The sequence below is a fragment of the Kitasatospora sp. NPDC048662 genome, from assembly GCF_055587065.1.
Window position 1 is genome coordinate 126,814 of the sequence record NZ_JBVJHA010000010.1, and the last position, 14,558, is coordinate 141,371.

General features: G+C 73.4%; 14 protein-coding genes and 1 pseudogene. 6 read left to right on the plus strand and 9 right to left on the minus strand.

The annotated features are described in order from the left end of the window. The first annotated feature begins 39 nt into the window (after positions 1-39). The 4 genes from ACZ6R9_RS25055 (at position 40) to ACZ6R9_RS25070 (ending at position 4,750) form a co-directional block, all read left to right on the plus strand. Entirely contained in the window at positions 40-1,365 is a 1,326-nt protein-coding gene (locus ACZ6R9_RS25055; protein ID WP_465540557.1) for a nucleotide sugar dehydrogenase, read from the plus strand. A gap of 68 nt (positions 1,366-1,433) precedes the next feature. Continuing rightward, entirely contained in the window at positions 1,434-2,717 is a 1,284-nt protein-coding gene (locus ACZ6R9_RS25060; RefSeq protein WP_380483806.1) for a DUF445 domain-containing protein, read from the plus strand. Positions 2,718-2,831: 114 nt separating this feature from the next. Next, positions 2,832-3,626, plus strand: a complete 795-nt coding sequence (locus ACZ6R9_RS25065) for a hypothetical protein (protein WP_380483660.1) — start codon at positions 2,832-2,834, stop codon at positions 3,624-3,626. 122 nt (positions 3,627-3,748) lie between these two features. Further along, the gene (locus ACZ6R9_RS25070) at positions 3,749-4,750 is read left to right on the plus strand and encodes an adenosine deaminase (protein ID WP_380483808.1); all 1,002 of its coding nucleotides are present in this window, start codon (positions 3,749-3,751) and stop codon (positions 4,748-4,750) included. Here the strand turns inward: ACZ6R9_RS25070 and yidC are convergent. The 9 genes and pseudogenes from yidC to ACZ6R9_RS25115 form a co-directional block, all read right to left on the minus strand. After that, complete coding sequence (gene yidC / locus ACZ6R9_RS25075) at positions 4,720-5,430, minus strand: membrane protein insertase YidC (protein ID WP_465540462.1); 711 nt, start codon at positions 5,428-5,430, stop codon at positions 4,720-4,722. The two genes, ACZ6R9_RS25070 and yidC, sit on opposite strands and share 31 nt — an antisense overlap. A 256-nt stretch (positions 5,431-5,686) precedes the next feature. Then, entirely contained in the window at positions 5,687-5,971 is a 285-nt protein-coding gene (locus ACZ6R9_RS25080; RefSeq protein ID WP_380483663.1) for a DUF6412 domain-containing protein, read from the minus strand. Between the two features lie 96 nt (positions 5,972-6,067). Further along, a complete protein-coding gene (locus ACZ6R9_RS25085) occupies positions 6,068-7,135 on the minus strand; it encodes a Gfo/Idh/MocA family oxidoreductase (protein WP_465540464.1) in 1,068 nt (355 codons plus the stop codon). A 9-nt stretch (positions 7,136-7,144) separates the two neighbouring features. After that, positions 7,145-7,405 (minus strand): hypothetical protein, encoded by a 261-nt coding sequence (locus ACZ6R9_RS25090; protein ID WP_380483666.1) that lies wholly within the window; start codon positions 7,403-7,405, stop codon positions 7,145-7,147. Positions 7,406-7,546: 141 nt separating this feature from the next. After that, positions 7,547-7,699: pseudogene (locus ACZ6R9_RS25095) on the minus strand (CGNR zinc finger domain-containing protein); the annotation flags it as partial. An 84-nt stretch (positions 7,700-7,783) separates the two neighbouring features. Next, a complete protein-coding gene (locus ACZ6R9_RS25100; RefSeq protein WP_380483668.1) occupies positions 7,784-8,563 on the minus strand; it encodes an HAD-IIA family hydrolase in 780 nt (259 codons plus the stop codon). Positions 8,564-8,713: 150 nt separating this feature from the next. Then, positions 8,714-10,177 carry a type VII secretion-associated serine protease mycosin gene (gene mycP / locus ACZ6R9_RS25105; protein ID WP_465540466.1) on the minus strand — a complete coding sequence of 488 codons (1,464 nt, stop codon included), beginning with the start codon at positions 10,175-10,177 and terminating at the stop codon, positions 8,714-8,716. 108 nt (positions 10,178-10,285) lie between these two features. After that, positions 10,286-11,881: a WXG100 family type VII secretion target gene (locus tag ACZ6R9_RS25110; RefSeq protein WP_465540468.1), complete on the minus strand. Its 1,596-nt coding sequence runs from the start codon at positions 11,879-11,881 to the stop codon at positions 10,286-10,288. Between the two features lie 37 nt (positions 11,882-11,918). Then, positions 11,919-12,443: a hypothetical protein gene (locus ACZ6R9_RS25115; protein ID WP_380483674.1), complete on the minus strand. Its 525-nt coding sequence runs from the start codon at positions 12,441-12,443 to the stop codon at positions 11,919-11,921. A gap of 184 nt (positions 12,444-12,627) precedes the next feature. Here ACZ6R9_RS25115 and ACZ6R9_RS25120 point away from each other — a divergent pair, with 184 nt between their 5' ends. Next, entirely contained in the window at positions 12,628-13,752 is a 1,125-nt protein-coding gene (locus ACZ6R9_RS25120) for a low temperature requirement protein A (RefSeq protein WP_465540470.1), read from the plus strand. An 86-nt stretch (positions 13,753-13,838) separates the two neighbouring features. Then, the gene (locus ACZ6R9_RS25125; protein ID WP_380483678.1) at positions 13,839-14,546 is read left to right on the plus strand and encodes a uracil-DNA glycosylase; all 708 of its coding nucleotides are present in this window, start codon (positions 13,839-13,841) and stop codon (positions 14,544-14,546) included. The last annotated feature ends 12 nt before the right edge of the window (positions 14,547-14,558 follow it).

Genomic DNA, 14,558 nt, shown 5'->3' on the forward strand with positions numbered 1-14,558 from the left:
ACCCCCTCGCCGAGCCCCGAAGGTGACCGAGTGACGGCACTGCACATCTGCGTGGTCGGACTGGGCAAGATCGGCCTGCCGCTGGCCGTCCAGTTCGCCACCAAGGGACACCGGGTCACCGGCGCCGACATCGCCCCCGCGGTGGTCGCCGCCGTCACCGCCGGGCGCCCGCCGTTCCCCCGCGAGGCCCGCCTCGGCGAACTGCTCGCCGAGACCGTCGCCGCCGGCCGGCTGCACGCCACCACCGACACCGCCGCCGCCACCGCCGCGGCCGACGCCGTGGTGATCGTCGTCCCGCTGCTCACCGACGCCGAGGGCCGACCCGACTTCGCGCTGCTGGACGCCGCCACCGACGCGGTCGCCGCCGGGCTGCGGCCCGGCACGCTGATCAGCTACGAGACCACGCTGCCGGTGGGCACCGTGCGCGGCCGGTTCGCCCGGCGGCTGGAGGCCGGCTCCGGGCTGACCGCCGGCCGGGACTTCGCCCTGGTGTTCAGCCCCGAACGGGTCCGCACCGGGCGGGTCTTCGCCGACCTGCGGCGCTACCCCAAGCTGGTCGGCGGCATCGACGAGGAGTCCACCCGGCGCGGCGTCGCGTTCTACCGGGCGGTGCTGGACTTCGACCCGCGCCCCGACCTGCCGCGCGGCAACGGCGTGTGGGCACTGAGCGGGGCGGAGGCCGCCGAGTTCTCGAAGCTCGCCGAGACCACCTACCGGGACGTCAACATCGCGCTGGTCAACCAGTTCGCCCGGCTCGCGGACCGGGTCGGCGTCGACCTCGTCGAGGTGATCGACGCCTGCAACTCGCAGCCCTACAGCCACCTGCACCGCCCCGGCATCGCGGTGGGCGGGCACTGCATCCCGGTCTACCCGCGGCTGTACCTGTGGAACGATCCGGAGGCGACCGTGGTGCGCGCCGCCCGGGAGGCCAACGAGCAGGTCCCGGCGTACGCGGTCGGCCTGCTGGCGGGGGCGCTCGGCCCGCTGGACGGCGTCGCCGTCACCGTGCTCGGCGCGTCCTACCGGGGCGGCGTCAAGGAGACCGCCGTCTCCGGGGTGTTCCCGCTGGTCGAGGCGCTGCGGGCGGCCGGCGCCGTGGTCGGCGTCAGCGACCCGCTGTACACGCCGGAGGAACTCGCCGCGCTCGGTCTGCCGCCCGACGAGGGCAAGCCCGCCGCCGCCCTGGTCGTGCAGGCCGACCATCCCGAGTACCGCGACCTCGGCGCCGTCGACTTCCCGGGCGTGCGGGTACTGCTCGACGGCCGGCGGGTCACCGACCCGGCCCGCTGGGCGGGCGTGCGGCGGATCGTCCTCGGCGGAGGCGGGGGCGGACGCGCAGGCGGAGGCGGAGGCGGCGCGGCCTGACGGCCCGGGCGGATTCGCGGGGCGGCGATCGCTTCGCGCGACTCGTGTGCCAGGCTGACGGGGTGAGTGTGGACGAAACGGCACCCCCCGGAGTCAGCTTCACCGCCGCCGACGAGGCCAAGCGGCAGGGCGTACGGCGGATGAAGACCATCGCCACCGGCCTGCTCGGCCTGGCCACGGTGGTCTTCGCGCTCGCCACCTGGGCGGGCGCCGCCGGCGCGGGCAGCTGGGCCGGCTACGTGGCGGCCGCCGCCGAGGCCGGCATGGTCGGTGCGCTCGCCGACTGGTTCGCCGTCACCGCGCTGTTCCGCCGCCCGTTCGGGCTGCCGATCCCGCACACCGCGATCATCCCCACCAAGAAGGACGCGTTCGGGCGTTCGCTCGGCGACTTCGTCGGCGACAACTTCCTGTCCCCGACGGTGGTCCGGTCCCGGCTCGGCCGGATCGGGGTGGCCCGGCGGCTCGGCGAGTGGCTGTCCGCGCCCGGCAGCGCCGAACGCGTCACCCACGAGGCCGCCGCAGCGCTGCGCGGCGTCCTCGCGGTGCTGCGCGACGAGGACGTACAGGCCGTGGTCGCCGAGGCGATCACCCGGCGGGCCGCCGCCACCTCGGTCGCCGAACCCGCCGGCCGGCTGCTCGGCAAGATCGTCGCCGACGGCGGCCACAAGGGCGTGGTCGACCTGGTCGCGGTGCGGGCCCGCGACTGGCTGGTCGAGCACCACCTCGACGTGGTCTCCCGGGTCACCGCCAAAACCCCCGGCTGGACGCCCAAGTTCATCGACCACCAGGTCGGCGAGCGGGTCTACAAGGAACTGCTGCGCTTCGTCACCGACGTCCGCGACGACCCGGAACACCCCGCGCGCGGCGCCCTCGACAACTTCCTCGCCGACTTCGCGCAGGAACTCCAGCACGACCCGGAGACCATCGCCCGGGTCGAACGCGCCAAGTCCGACCTGCTGGCCCGCCCCGAGGTGCAGGACCTGATCGCCTCCTCCTGGTCGGCGGTGCGCACCCTGGTGATGAGCGCCGCCGAGGACCAGGACAGCGAACTGCGCCGCCGGATCACCGTCGCCCTGCGCTCGCTCGGCCGCCGCCTCGCCACGGACGCCAAACTCCAGGCGAAGACCGACGGTTGGCTGCTGGACGCCGCCGAGTACGTGGTCTCCACCTACCGGCAGGAGATCACCTCGCTGATCTCCGACACCGTGGCCGGCTGGGACGCCGACGACGCCTCCCGCAAGATCGAGGCCAACGTCGGCCGTGACCTGCAGTTCATCCGGATCAACGGCACCGTGGTCGGCGCGCTGGCGGGCCTGCTCATCCACACCGTCAGTACCGCGCTGGGTGGTTGACGAACCGTCCGGTCCGCCCCCGGCGGGTGCGTGTCCGAGCCGTTCGGTAGGGTGATCGACCGATCGGGCACGGCCAGGGGGGTCGAGGCCTTGTATTCCATGGGGGAATTGACTGTGAAGACGGTTCACGCACGCACGCTCGGACTGCGCATCGCCGCACTGGCGGCGGCCGGCCTGGTGCTGACGGCCTGCAACGAGGACGACCTGGACACCGGGGCCACCGGCCAGACCTCGCCCTCCGCATCGGCGCCGGCCTCGGCGTCCGCCGGCAGCAAGGTCAAGGACCCGGCGAAGCCCAGCGCCCGTTCGAGCAACTCCGCCCCGGCCGGCAACGCCGCCGCCGCGCAGGCGAAGACCAACAAGCTCGCGCTGACCCCGGCCGACTGGGGCGCCGGCTTCGAGAGCAACGCGGAGGACGACACCGCCATCACCGACTTCACGATGGACAAGTCCTGCGTGTACAAGGACTCCGGGACGGTCAAGTCGCTCGTCGCCTACACCGGCCGGTTCGTGAAGGCGCCGCGGCCCGACGGCGATGAGGTCCAGGGCACCAGCATCGCCTCGGAGTTCACCAGCGCCGACGTCGCGCACCAGAACATGCTGGAGCAGGCGGCCAACATGCGGCGCTGCGCCAACTACAAGGACGCGGACGGCAACTCGTTCATCTCCGTGCACGACATCGAGTCGCCCAAGGTGGCGGGGGCCGACGAGGTGTACTCGGAGGAGGGCCTGGCCGTGTACCGCACGACCGACGGCGGCAAGACCGAAGAGCGGCCGTTCTCCCGCATCGTCGCGCGCAAGGGCTCGGTCACGGTGTCGGTGCTCGTCGACCTCACCCCGAAGCAGCAGGTCTTCGAGGGCCGCGCCCAGGTCCGGGCGCTGCTGCAGAAGGCGACCGCCAAGTGGTGACACCGCCGTTCGCGGCAGCGGGTTAGCATGCGAGGTCTGTCCGGATCCGGGTGAGAAGACGGGAGCGTGCCGTGGCCGAGGGAGTTCAGCGGAACCAGGGGATCGAGGCGTTCATCGCCGGAATGCCGAAGGCGGAACTGCACGTGCACCACGTCGGCTCGGCCTCACCGCGGGTGGTCGCCGAGCTCGCCGCCCGGCACGCCGGGCACACCGAGGTTCCGGCGGACCCGGCGGCGCTCGCGGAGTACTTCACCTTCACCGACTTCGCGCACTTCATCGAGGTGTACCTGAGCGTCGTCGACCTGATCCGGGACGCCGAGGACGTCCGCTCCCTCACCTACGGCGTCGCCGAGGACATGGCCCGGCAGAACATCCGCTACGCCGAACTGACCGTCACGCCCTACTCGTCGGTCCGCCGCGGCATCCCCGACGTCGCCTTCATGGAGGCGATCGAGGACGCCCGGCTGGCCGCCGAGAAGGAACTCGGCGTCGTCCTGCGCTGGTGCTTCGACATCCCCGGCGAGGCCGGGCTGACCTCCGCCGAGGAGACCGCCCGCCTCGCCCTCGACCTGGCGCCCGCCGGACTGGTCTCCTTCGGCCTCGGCGGCCCCGAGATCGGCGTGCCGCGCCCGCAGTTCAAGCCGTACTTCGACCGGGCCCGGGCGGCCGGCCTGCACAGCGTGCCGCACGCCGGCGAGTCCACCGGGCCGGAGACGGTCTGGGACGCGATCCGGGAGCTCGGCGCGGAGCGCATCGGCCACGGCACCCAGTCGGTCAAGGACCCGGCCCTGCTCGACCACCTCGGCGAGCACCGGATCCCGTTGGAGGTCTGCCCGACCTCCAACCTGGCCACCCGGGTGGTCGAGCGGATCGAGGACCACCCGATCCGACAGATGGTCGACGCCGGGCTGCTCGTCACCGTCAACAGCGACGACCCGCCGATGTTCGGCACCGACCTGAACACCGAGTACGCGGTCGCCGCGAAGCTGCTCGACCTCGACCGGGCCGGGATCGCGGCGCTCGCCCGCAACGCGGTGGAAGCCTCCTTCCTGGACGCCGCGGGCAAGCGGCGGCTGACCGGCGAGATCGACGCCTACTTGGCGGGCTGGGGCACCACGGCCTGAGAGCCGCGTGCCGGACGGGCGGTCGGGCGGGTGAGGTACCAGCGCTCGGCCGCCGTCCACGCCGTGCTGGTCAGCAGGTGGATGCCACCGGCCAGCGGCAGCAGCAGCGCGAACAGCGGGGTGCCGAACGCCAGCCCGCGCAGGAACCCGAGCCCGGCGGGGGCCTCGGCGGGTGCCGGGGCCTGCTTGGCGCGGCGGACGTTCCACCAGGCCAGCGCGAGGAGCGCGCCCTCCAGGGCGGCGAACACCCCGAACTGCGCGGGCGTGTGCGCGGCGGTGGGGTGCGTGCCGAGCGGGACGCCCACGAGAGTGGCGTCCAGCAGGGTGCCCGGGGCGGTGGTGAACAGGCGGTACATCACCGAGAAGAACGGCGCCTGCAGCAGCACCGGCAGCAGACCGGCGAACGGGGAGATGCCCTCGGCGCGGTTCAGCGCGATAAGTTCGCGGCCGAGCCGCTCACGGTCCTTGGCGTAGCGCTTCCTCAGCTTCTCGACCTGCGGCGCGATGCGCGCGCGGGCGCGCTCGCTGCGGGCGGCGGAGCGGGCGAGGGGGTGCAGGGCGGTGCGGACGGCGAGGGTGAAGACGACGATCGCCGCAGCGGTGGGGATGGTGGTGGCGAGGGCCGCGACGGCGGCGTGGGCGAGACGGACTGCGGGATCGAGAACGCTCAGGACTGACATGGGTCGGCTCTCCGGATTCGCGCGTGGATGGCGGGACTGTTCGGAGGGCGGACGCGAGAGGGGCATCTCCCGACGGCGCCACGGGATGCGGCGTGCGCGGCGGGAGTTGACGGCAGTGGTGGCTTGCTCGCGCAGGTCTCCCGAGCCCCTGGCGGAGCACGGGACTTCCGTGCCCCCGGCGGGGCGCGGTGGTTCCGTGCCCCGAGGGCATGGCAGAGCGCCGGGAACGCGAGAGCGGTAAAGCGAGAACTGCCCCTCAGGCGGCGGCCGCCAGGCGCCTGCCCGGGGCTCGGGGGCGGGGGCGGCCGGGGGCGGCGGGGTCGCGCGGGGGGAGGTAGGCCGTGCGGTAGGCGCGGCGGCGGAGGGCCGCGGCGTGGACGGCGGCCGGGGTTCCGGCGACGGGGAGGCGGGCCGAGGTGAGGGCCAGGGTGACGGCACAGGCCAGCACGAGGAGAGCGGCCGTGGTGACGGCGCCGGGGCCGGTCGGCAGGTCTCCGGTGAGGACCCGGAACAGCGCGAGCAGGAGGGGAGCGACGAGCACGGTGTGCACCTCCTTCGATCGGGTCCGACGCCGATGCTACGTCACCGGCGGGGCAGAGCACGGAAGTTGGCCCGTCCCGCCGGTGACGGCAGTGGGTCAGGGAAGGCGGACGACGCTCGCCGTGGCGGCGGAGGCGCGGGCGCCCTCCAGGACGGCGAGGGTGGCGACGGCGTCCCAGGGATCGACCGGCGGCGGGGTGCGGTCGGTGAGCGAGGCCGCGATGCCCGCGTAGAAGGCGGGGTAGTCGCCGGGGTCGGTGGCGACGGTCTCGGCGTTGCCGTCACTGCCGAGCAGGCCGTACGCGGCCGGGTCGTCGTCGCCCCAGTGGCTGTCCGGGCCGGGGCGGCGGCCGGCCCGCAGCGCGGCCTCCTGCGGGTCCATGCCGAACTTCACGTAGCCGGCGCTGTCGCCGAGGACCCGCAGCCGGGGCCCGGCGAGCGGGGCGAGGGCGCTGGTCCACAGGTGGGAGCGGACGCCGCCGGTGTGGGTGAGGGCGAGGAAGGCGTCGTCGTCGACCACCGCGCCGTCCCGGCGGACATCGATCTCGGCGTACACCGTCTCGACCGGCCCGAACAGGGCGAGGGCCTGGTCGACCAGGTGACTGCCCAAGTCGTACAGGGTGCCGCCGACCTCGGCGGGGTCGGCGAGCTCGCGCCAGCCGGGCTTGGGCTTGGGGCGGAAACGTTCGAAGCGGGACTCGAAGCGGTGCACCCGGCCGAGCCGGCCCTCCTCGATCAGGCGGGCGGCGGTGCGGAAGTCGCCGTCCCAGCGGCGGTTCTGGAACACCGACAGCAGCAGGCCGGACTTCTCGGCGAACTCGCACAGGTCGCGGGCCTCGGCGCTGGTCGCGGCGAGCGGCTTGTCGACGACGGTGGCCAGGCCGGCCAGCAGGGCGGTGCGAGCGAGCGGCACGTGGGTGCGGTTGGGGGAGGCGATCACCACCAGGTCGAAGCTGTCGGCGTTCTCGAACAGCTGCTCAGGGGTGTCGAGGGCGCGGGCGCCGGGGTGTTCGCGGTTCAGCTGGGCGCGGCGGTCGGGGTTGGCGGTGACCACCGCCTCCAGCCGGAGCCCGGGGGTGGTGGCGATCAGCGGGGCGTGGAACGCCGAGCCGGCCAGGCCGTAGCCGATCAGGCCGACGCGGAAAGGGGCGGGGGGCGTGCTCATGACCCCCACTCAATCATCCCCGTCCCCCGGAGCGACGGAGGCCGTCCGCTCCGCCCGGCCCGGCCGGGACGGCCCGGTGCCGCAGCGGCGCACGGTGGCGGCGGCCGCGCCGGTGAGCAGCAGCACCGAGCCGAGCGACAGCAGCACGCCGTCGGCGGCGCCCCCGTCCGCGAGGGCGGCGGCGGTCCCGGTCGCCGCAGCGGGCGCGGCGGCGCCGCCACCGAGCAGGGCGGCGGCCAGCAGGACGGCGGTGCGGCGGAGCGGGGCCACGGGCGGGCTCCTTGCGTCGTGCGGAGGATGTGTCCGGGACGCTAGCCGTACAGCGATAGGCAGTTGACGTTACGTCAGTTCCGTTAGGTGCCACTTAAGGCTGTCTTGAGGCGGCCCCGGTGCCCAGCTGTGCGGCCGGGGTCAGGCGTTCTTCTGGCGCGCGTAGTGGCGTCGGGCCTTCGCCCGGTTTCCGCAGCCGGCCACCGAGTACCAGCGCCGGGTGCCGTTCTCGGAGACGTCGCAGAAGCGCAGGACGCACTCCGGGTTGCCGCACACCCGGATCCGGTCGGGGCGCTGACCATCGGGCGGGCGGCACGGCCGGCGTCGTACCGCTCCGCCCTCGGGGAACGCCTGACCGCTCGCGCGGTGTGAGCTTCGTCAGATCAGCTCGACCAGGTCCGCGATGGACTCCACCACCCGGGTCGGGCGGTACGGGAAGCGGTCCACGTCGGCGGCCTGGGTGAGACCGGTCAGCACCAGGAAGGTCGACATGCCGGCCTCCATGCCGGAGACGATGTCGGTGTCCATCCGGTCGCCGATCATCGCGCTGTTCTCCGAGTGCGCGCCGATCGCGTTCAGACCGGCCCGCATCATCAGCGGGTTCGGCTTGCCGACGAAGTACGGCTCCACGCCGGTGGCCTTGGTGATCAGCGCCGCGACCGCGCCGGTCGCGGGCAGCGCGCCCTCGGCGGACGGGCCGGTCTCGTCCGGGTTGGTGGCGATGAACCTGGCGCCCGCGTCGATCAGCCGGACCGCCTTGGTCATCGCCTCGAACGAGTAGGTGCGGGTCTCGCCGAGCACCACGAAGTCCGGGTCGCTGTCGGTCAGCACATAGCCGACGTCGTGCAGCGCGGTGGTCAGACCGGCCTCGCCGATCACGTACGCGGTGCCCTCCGGGCGCTGGTCGGCGAGGAACTTCGCGGTGGCCAACGCGGACGTCCAGATGTGCTCGGCCGGCACGTCCAGGCCCATCCGGGACAGCCGGGCGTGCAGGTCGCGCTGGGTGTAGATGGAGTTGTTGGTGAGCACCAGGAAGGGCTTTCCGGACTCACGCAGCCGCTTGATGAAGGCGTCGGCCCCCGGGATCGGCACGCCCTCGTGGATGAGGACTCCGTCCATGTCGGTCAGCCAGGTATCGATGGGCTTGCGGTCTGCCACGGTGGGTCACTCCTAGGTCTTGCGACGGTCGAACGATCAATGTGCATCGCTCCGACCGGACACCCGCTGGCCGGCCGGGCGCCACAGGCTGCCCCAACGCCGCTCAGCCTAGTGCGCCCCACCGGCCGACCACAGGGGCGGCCTTCCCCCTCAGCCCGCGTACGGGTTCCCACCCCCGGGCGGGGGCTGCTGGCCGTAGGGCGGCTGCTGACCGTATGGCTGCTGGCCGTACGGCGGTTGACCGTACGTCTGCTGCGGCTGGCCGTACGGCGGCTGCTGGGGGGCGGCCTGGCCGTACGGCGGCTGCGGCTGGCCCGGGAGCGGCATGGGGGGCACCGGCGGCATCGGGCCCGCGGCTGCTGTCCGGCGGTTGCGGAGCAGGATCGCCGCCACCACGAGCAGCAGCACCACGCCGGCCACCCCGCCGCCGATCAGCAGGGGCGTGTTGTTCGTCTTCGAGGAGGTGTCGGCGGTGGCGGACGGCTGCGACCCTGTCGAGTCCTGCCCCTGCGGGGAGTCGGCGGGCGCACTAGCGGTGCCGCTCGGCTGCGCCGCGCCGCTCGACTTCCCGGGGGCGGGCGAGGACCCAGCTGCGGCGGGCAGCGGGCTGACGTTTGCCGGGCCCGGGTCGCCGGGGTCGGTCAGTGCGATCCGCGGCCGGACGATGCCGTAGCCGAGGTAGTCGCTGCGCTCCTTCGGGTTGCTCGCGGTGTTGATCAGCACCCGCAGCACCTGGTTGCCCGACCAGTCCGGGTGCGCGGACCAGATCAGCGCGGCCGAGGCGGAGGCCAGCGCGGTGGCGCCGGAGGTGCCGTGGCCCTTGCAGTAGCCCGACGAGCCGGTGCATGCCTCGTACAGGTCCTGGCCCGGCGCGGCGAGTGTGACCTGCGGGCCGTGCTCCGACTCCGCCGTGACCTTTCCGTCCTGGTCGGTGGCGCCCACGCCGACCACGCCGCTCATCGAGGCGGGGTACTCCAGGCGGTTGTCGGTGTTGCCGGTGTTGCCGACTGCGGCGAACAGCAGGACGCCCCGGGAGACGGCATGGTCGACCGCAGCCCGGAGTTTGGCGACGTCGGCGGGCTGCACCGCAGTCACGGGGACGCCCAGTGACATGTTGACGATCTTCGCGTTGTGGTCGGCCGCGTAGGTGATCGCTCGGGAGACCTGGTCCATGAGCGCGCTGTCGTGGCCCCCGCCCGTCTCGCCGTCGACCTTGATCGGGAGGATCTTCGCACCGGGCGCGAGGCCGTACGCGCCCTTGCCGCCCAAACCCTTGCCGGTGCCGGCGATGGTGCTGGCCATTTCCGTCCCGTGGCCACTGCTGGGGGAGAGTTCCCCGCCGGACTGGGTGCTGAAATCCGTTCCGGTCACCAACTGCCCGGCCAGGTCGGGTGCGTCGGCCTTCACGCCGGAGTCGATCAGGGCCACGGTGATCCCGGATCCGGTGGTGGTCCGCCACATCTCCTCGGCGCGCATCACGTCCAGGTGCCACTGCTGTGCGCGGATCGAGTCCACCGCGAGCGCGGGCCCCGTCGTCCACCCCCACAGGACGCCGACGACCGCTGCCGCCGCGGCAAGCCGCCGCCCCTGTCCTGCCCCGCCCGTTCGCCGCATCACACGCTCCTCGCACGCCGTCATGTCTGCCGGGTGTCGTTCCCCGATCGCACGGTGCTGCCCGGCCGCAGGAGAAGTGGCTCCTGCGGCCGGGCAGCCGATGCGGTCCTACTCGATCACATTCGGGTTGACCGGACCCATGCCGGACGTCCAGGTGTCCTCGTCCTCGGTCAGGTAGTCGGGACGCTTGCCCTGCGGCTTGCCCTTGCGGCTCGCACCGCCGTGGCCGCCGCCGAACCCGCTCTGACCGGCCCGCCCGTCGGCGCCCCGTTCGGCGCGGCCGCGCAGCCCGGTGCCGCCCGGTGTGACTTCGCGGCCCGAGGCCGACCCGCGCTGTCCGCCGATGGTGCCGCCGGCCCGGCCGACCAGCCCGCTGCCGCGTGCTGCGCCGCCGCCGGCGGCCCCGCCACGGGCACCGCCGGCCCCCATGCCGCCGGCGCCCATGCCGCCCATGCCCGGGGCGCCCGCGCGTCCCGCCTGGCCGGCCTGTCCCGCGCCGCCGGACGTCGCGGTGGTGCCGCCGGCCCGGTTGCCCGCACCCGTGGCGCCACCGGTGCCCGGGGCGCCGCCGCCGGTCCGGCCGGTACCGCTCGCTCCGCCACCGCCCAGGCCGCCGCCGATCGGGCCACCGCCGATCGGGCCGCCCGGGTAGCCGCCACCGCGCCCACTGCCGGAGGAGCCGCCGCCCGTGTCGCCGAGGCCGCCCCCGCCGATACCGCCACCACCGGTACCGCCGCCATGGCCCGGAACCGTCGGGTTCGGGGAGGTCGGGGCGGGCGGCGGCGTGTGGTCGATGCGGGTACCCGGATCCTGACCCGGAGGCAGGGGAGTCGGCGGATGCGGGGGATTCGGGGCCGGCGGCTGCGGCGGATGCGGAACCGGCGGCGGTACGGGTGTCGGTGGCTGCGGCGGACGCGGGGACGGCGGCGGTCCCACCCTGGGCGGCTGCGGAAGGGTGGTTCCGCCGCCGGGGTTCCGCCCGGTGCTGCCGTCGCCCCCGCCGATCGGGACGTCCACCGAGCCGTCATGCCAGGCCTTGCCGTCCGGCAGCGGCGGAAACACCGGCGGCTGCACCGCGTTCAGCTGCGTCGTCGACTGCTCGTACGCCTGCGCCAGCTTGTTCATCTGCTGGATGGCCTCGTTGTGCGCCTGCGCCACTCGCTGCTGCGCGGCCTTGGCCTCCGCGGAGGTGACCCAGTCGGAGTCCACCGCGTCGGCGACCTGGTCGGCCGCCCAGCTGCCGAGCCCCGCGCCGACGCCCGGGATCACGCTGCCCAGGATGGCGCCGCCGGTGCTGACGGCGTCGTTGGGCTGGTCGTCGTAGCGGCTGACGGTCTGCATGTCGGCGTGCGGTACCGGAGGCATGCCCGACTTGACCTCGGCGAGGGTCTGGCCGGCGGACGCCATGTACTCACCGGCGTTCCGCGAGTAACTCGCCAGGTCCATGGTGGACTTGGAGACCTGGCTGCCCCAGGCCTTGAAGCTGTCGGCCGCGGCGCCCTCCCAGTCGAGGCCGCTCATGTGCGCGTGCAGCTCTTCGCTGACCTCGTCCATCTTGTTCGCGGCGAGTACCAGCCGCTGGGCCACCTGCATGACGGCGATCGGGTCCGTGTGCTGGACCATGGCCACCAGTTGCTCGTGGCTGGCGCCGTCGATCTCGCCGCTCGCGTCGTGGACCGCCCGGACAAAGCGCTTGTTGATCATTTTTCATCTCCCCCGTTCTCCGTCGCCGGAGACGTCGTCAGTACGCGCCCTGCTGGGTGCCGGTGGACGGGGCCTGCGGCCGGTAGGCGGTCCTCGGGTCGGCGGTGCCGGTGACCGGGGCCGGGGCCGTCATCGACCTGAACCGGGACTCCTGCTCGGCGTCCGCGTTGCTGTAGGTGCCGGCGGCCTTGCCGATGCTCGCGCTCATCGCGGCGATCTGGGCGGCGAGGGTCTGCGAGAGCCGTTCCAGGTTGCCGTGCACGGTGTTGTACGCGGTCATCAGGTCGCCGGCCTGGCCGAAGTTCTGGCCGAGCTGGCCGGCCGCCAGCGTCTGCTGGGAGACCTGGCCGTGGCTGGCGTCGGAGCCGTCGAGTTCGCGCAGGATCTGGTCGACCTTGTTCTTGAAGGTCTGCAGGTTCTCGACCTCGACCTGGACCGCCCCGCTGCCGACCTGGCCCGCCAACGCCTGCGAGGCGGCGACCATGGCACTCGTCACCACGGACGTCACGTTCGCGACCGTGTCGTACACAAACCCTGACATCCCGCTGCCGACGTCACTCATCGCCGATCCCCCTCCCCCTGAGCGGACCCACCCCCGTGGTGGTCCGCCGGTGGCACTGACCGCCTTTCAAGATAGCGGTACGAACGGACGGTCCGTCAGGGGGCGGGGGGAAACGGGCCCGGTAGCCTGTGCCGTCGTTCGCCGATGGGTGGCGTCAAAAGGCTTGGGGTGCGGGGGAGTTCGGATGGGGGAGAAGCGCGTCACCTGGGCGGAGCTGTACTTCGACCTGGTGTTCGTGTTCGCGGTGACGCAGGTGTCGGCGCTGCTGCACCACCACCACGACTGGGTGGGCTGCGGGCGGGCCCTGGTGGCGTTCGTGCCGGTGTACTGGTGCTGGGTGGGCACCACGGTGCAGGCCAACATCCGGGACGTGGACAACCCGCGCGACCGGATCGGGATCTTCGCGGTGGGTCTGGGCGGGCTGTTCCTGGCGCTCGCCCTGCCGGGGGCGTTCGGCGAACGCGGCGTGCTGTTCGGCGGCGCGTACTGGGCGGCCCGGCTGGTGCTGATCGGGCTGCTGGCCCGCCGGGTGCGGCGGATCTGGATCGGCCCGTACGGGGTGGGCGCGTTCTTCAGCGGGCCGCTGCTGGTGGTCGGCGGTCTACTGCCGTCCCCCGCACGGGAGTTGCTGTGGGCGCTGGCCGCGACGGCGGACCTCTCGGCGCCGCTGGTGTTCCGCCGGCGGCTGGCGAAGGTCGAGTACCACCCGGGCCACCTGCCGGAGCGCTTCGGCCTGTTCCTGCTGGTGGCGCTCGGCGAGTCGATCGTCGGGATCGGCGCCCCGGTGGCCGGCGCCCCGCTGCACCCGGGCCAACTGGTCTCGGTGGCGGTGGCGTTCGTGATCTCCTGCGCGCTGTGGTGGCAGTACTTCGGGTACGCCGCCGACGCGATGCGGCACGCCCTGGAGACCGCGAGTTCGCGCCGCGACGTGCTGCGACGGGTCTTCTCGTACGGGCACCTGGTGCTGATCGCCGGGGTGATCACCGTCGCGGTGGGCTTCGCCGAGACGGTGGCCCGCCCCGGGGCGGCGCTCGGCGGCGGCGCGCTCGGACTGCTGTACGGCGGCAGCGCGCTCTACCTGCTGACCTTCAACTACACCCGGTGGATGATGTTCCGGAAGCTCTCGCCGACCCGGCTCGCGGCCGGTCTGCTGGTCGCCGCGCTGCTGGCGCTGCTGCTGCTCACCCCGCTGCACCGGCTGCCCGCACTGGCCGTACTGGGCCTGCTGGCGGCGGTACTGGTCGGCGTGAGCGGCTGGGAGTCGCTGCGCGTGCGAAGGGCGGAGCGGGCTGTCGGCGCGACTGTGTAGCGTTCTTCGCAGCGGGTCCGGCACGGGCCCGGAACGTTCGAGAGCGAATGCGGCCGCCGTGCGGCGCGGCCGGTGGGAGGTACAACGTGACGGAGCTGGCCGAGGCGTCCGTGGGTGGCGCGCTGGAGCTGCCGGAGTCCTGGCGCGCGGTGCTCGCCGAGGAGACCGGCAAGCCGTACTTCGCGCAGCTGTCGGAGTTCCTGGCGGCCGAACGGGCCGAGCACGAGGTGTTCCCGCCCGCCGGGCAGGAATTCTCCGCGCTCGCCGCCACGGCGTACCAGGACGTCAAGGTGCTGCTGCTCGGCCAGGACCCGTACCACGACAACGGGCAGGCGCACGGGATGAGCTTCTCGGTGCTGCCGGGCGTCAAGACCCCGCCGTCGCTGCGCAACATCTACAAGGAGCTGAACACCGACCTCGGCCTGCCGGTGCCCGACAACGGCTACCTGATGCCGTGGGCGGAGCAGGGCGTGCTGCTGCTGAACGCGGTGCTCACCGTGCGGGCGCACGAGGCCAACTCGCACAAGAACAAGGGCTGGGAGAAGTTCACCGACGCCGTCATCAAGGCGGTCAGTGCCCGCGAGGAACCGTGCGTGTTCGTGCTATGGGGCGGCTACGCGAAGAAGAAGCTGTCGCTGATCGACACGGACCGGCACGTGGTGGTGCAGAGCGGGCATCCGTCGCCGCTGTCGCAGAAGACCTTCCTCGGTACGAAGCCGTTCTCGCAGATCAACGCCGCGCTGGAGGGCTTCGGGCAGAAGGCGATCGACTGGACCATCCCGAACGTGAAGTAGCGGGCGGCACAG

Excerpts from the sequence above, each read along its gene's own strand:
- ACZ6R9_RS25070 (WP_380483808.1), top strand. The coding sequence starts at position 3,749 with ATGCCGAAGGCGGAACTGCACGTGCACCACGTCGGCTCGGCCTCACCG.
- yidC (WP_465540462.1), bottom strand. The coding sequence starts at position 5,430 with ATGTCAGTCCTGAGCGTTCTCGATCCCGCAGTCCGTCTCGCCCACGCC.
- ACZ6R9_RS25085 (WP_465540464.1), bottom strand. The coding sequence starts at position 7,135 with ATGAGCACGCCCCCCGCCCCTTTCCGCGTCGGCCTGATCGGCTACGGC.
- mycP (WP_465540466.1), bottom strand. The coding sequence starts at position 10,177 with ATGCGGCGAACGGGCGGGGCAGGACAGGGGCGGCGGCTTGCCGCGGCG.
- ACZ6R9_RS25110 (WP_465540468.1), bottom strand. The coding sequence starts at position 11,881 with ATGATCAACAAGCGCTTTGTCCGGGCGGTCCACGACGCGAGCGGCGAG.
- ACZ6R9_RS25115 (WP_380483674.1), bottom strand. The coding sequence starts at position 12,443 with ATGAGTGACGTCGGCAGCGGGATGTCAGGGTTTGTGTACGACACGGTC.
- ACZ6R9_RS25120 (WP_465540470.1), top strand. The coding sequence starts at position 12,628 with ATGGGGGAGAAGCGCGTCACCTGGGCGGAGCTGTACTTCGACCTGGTG.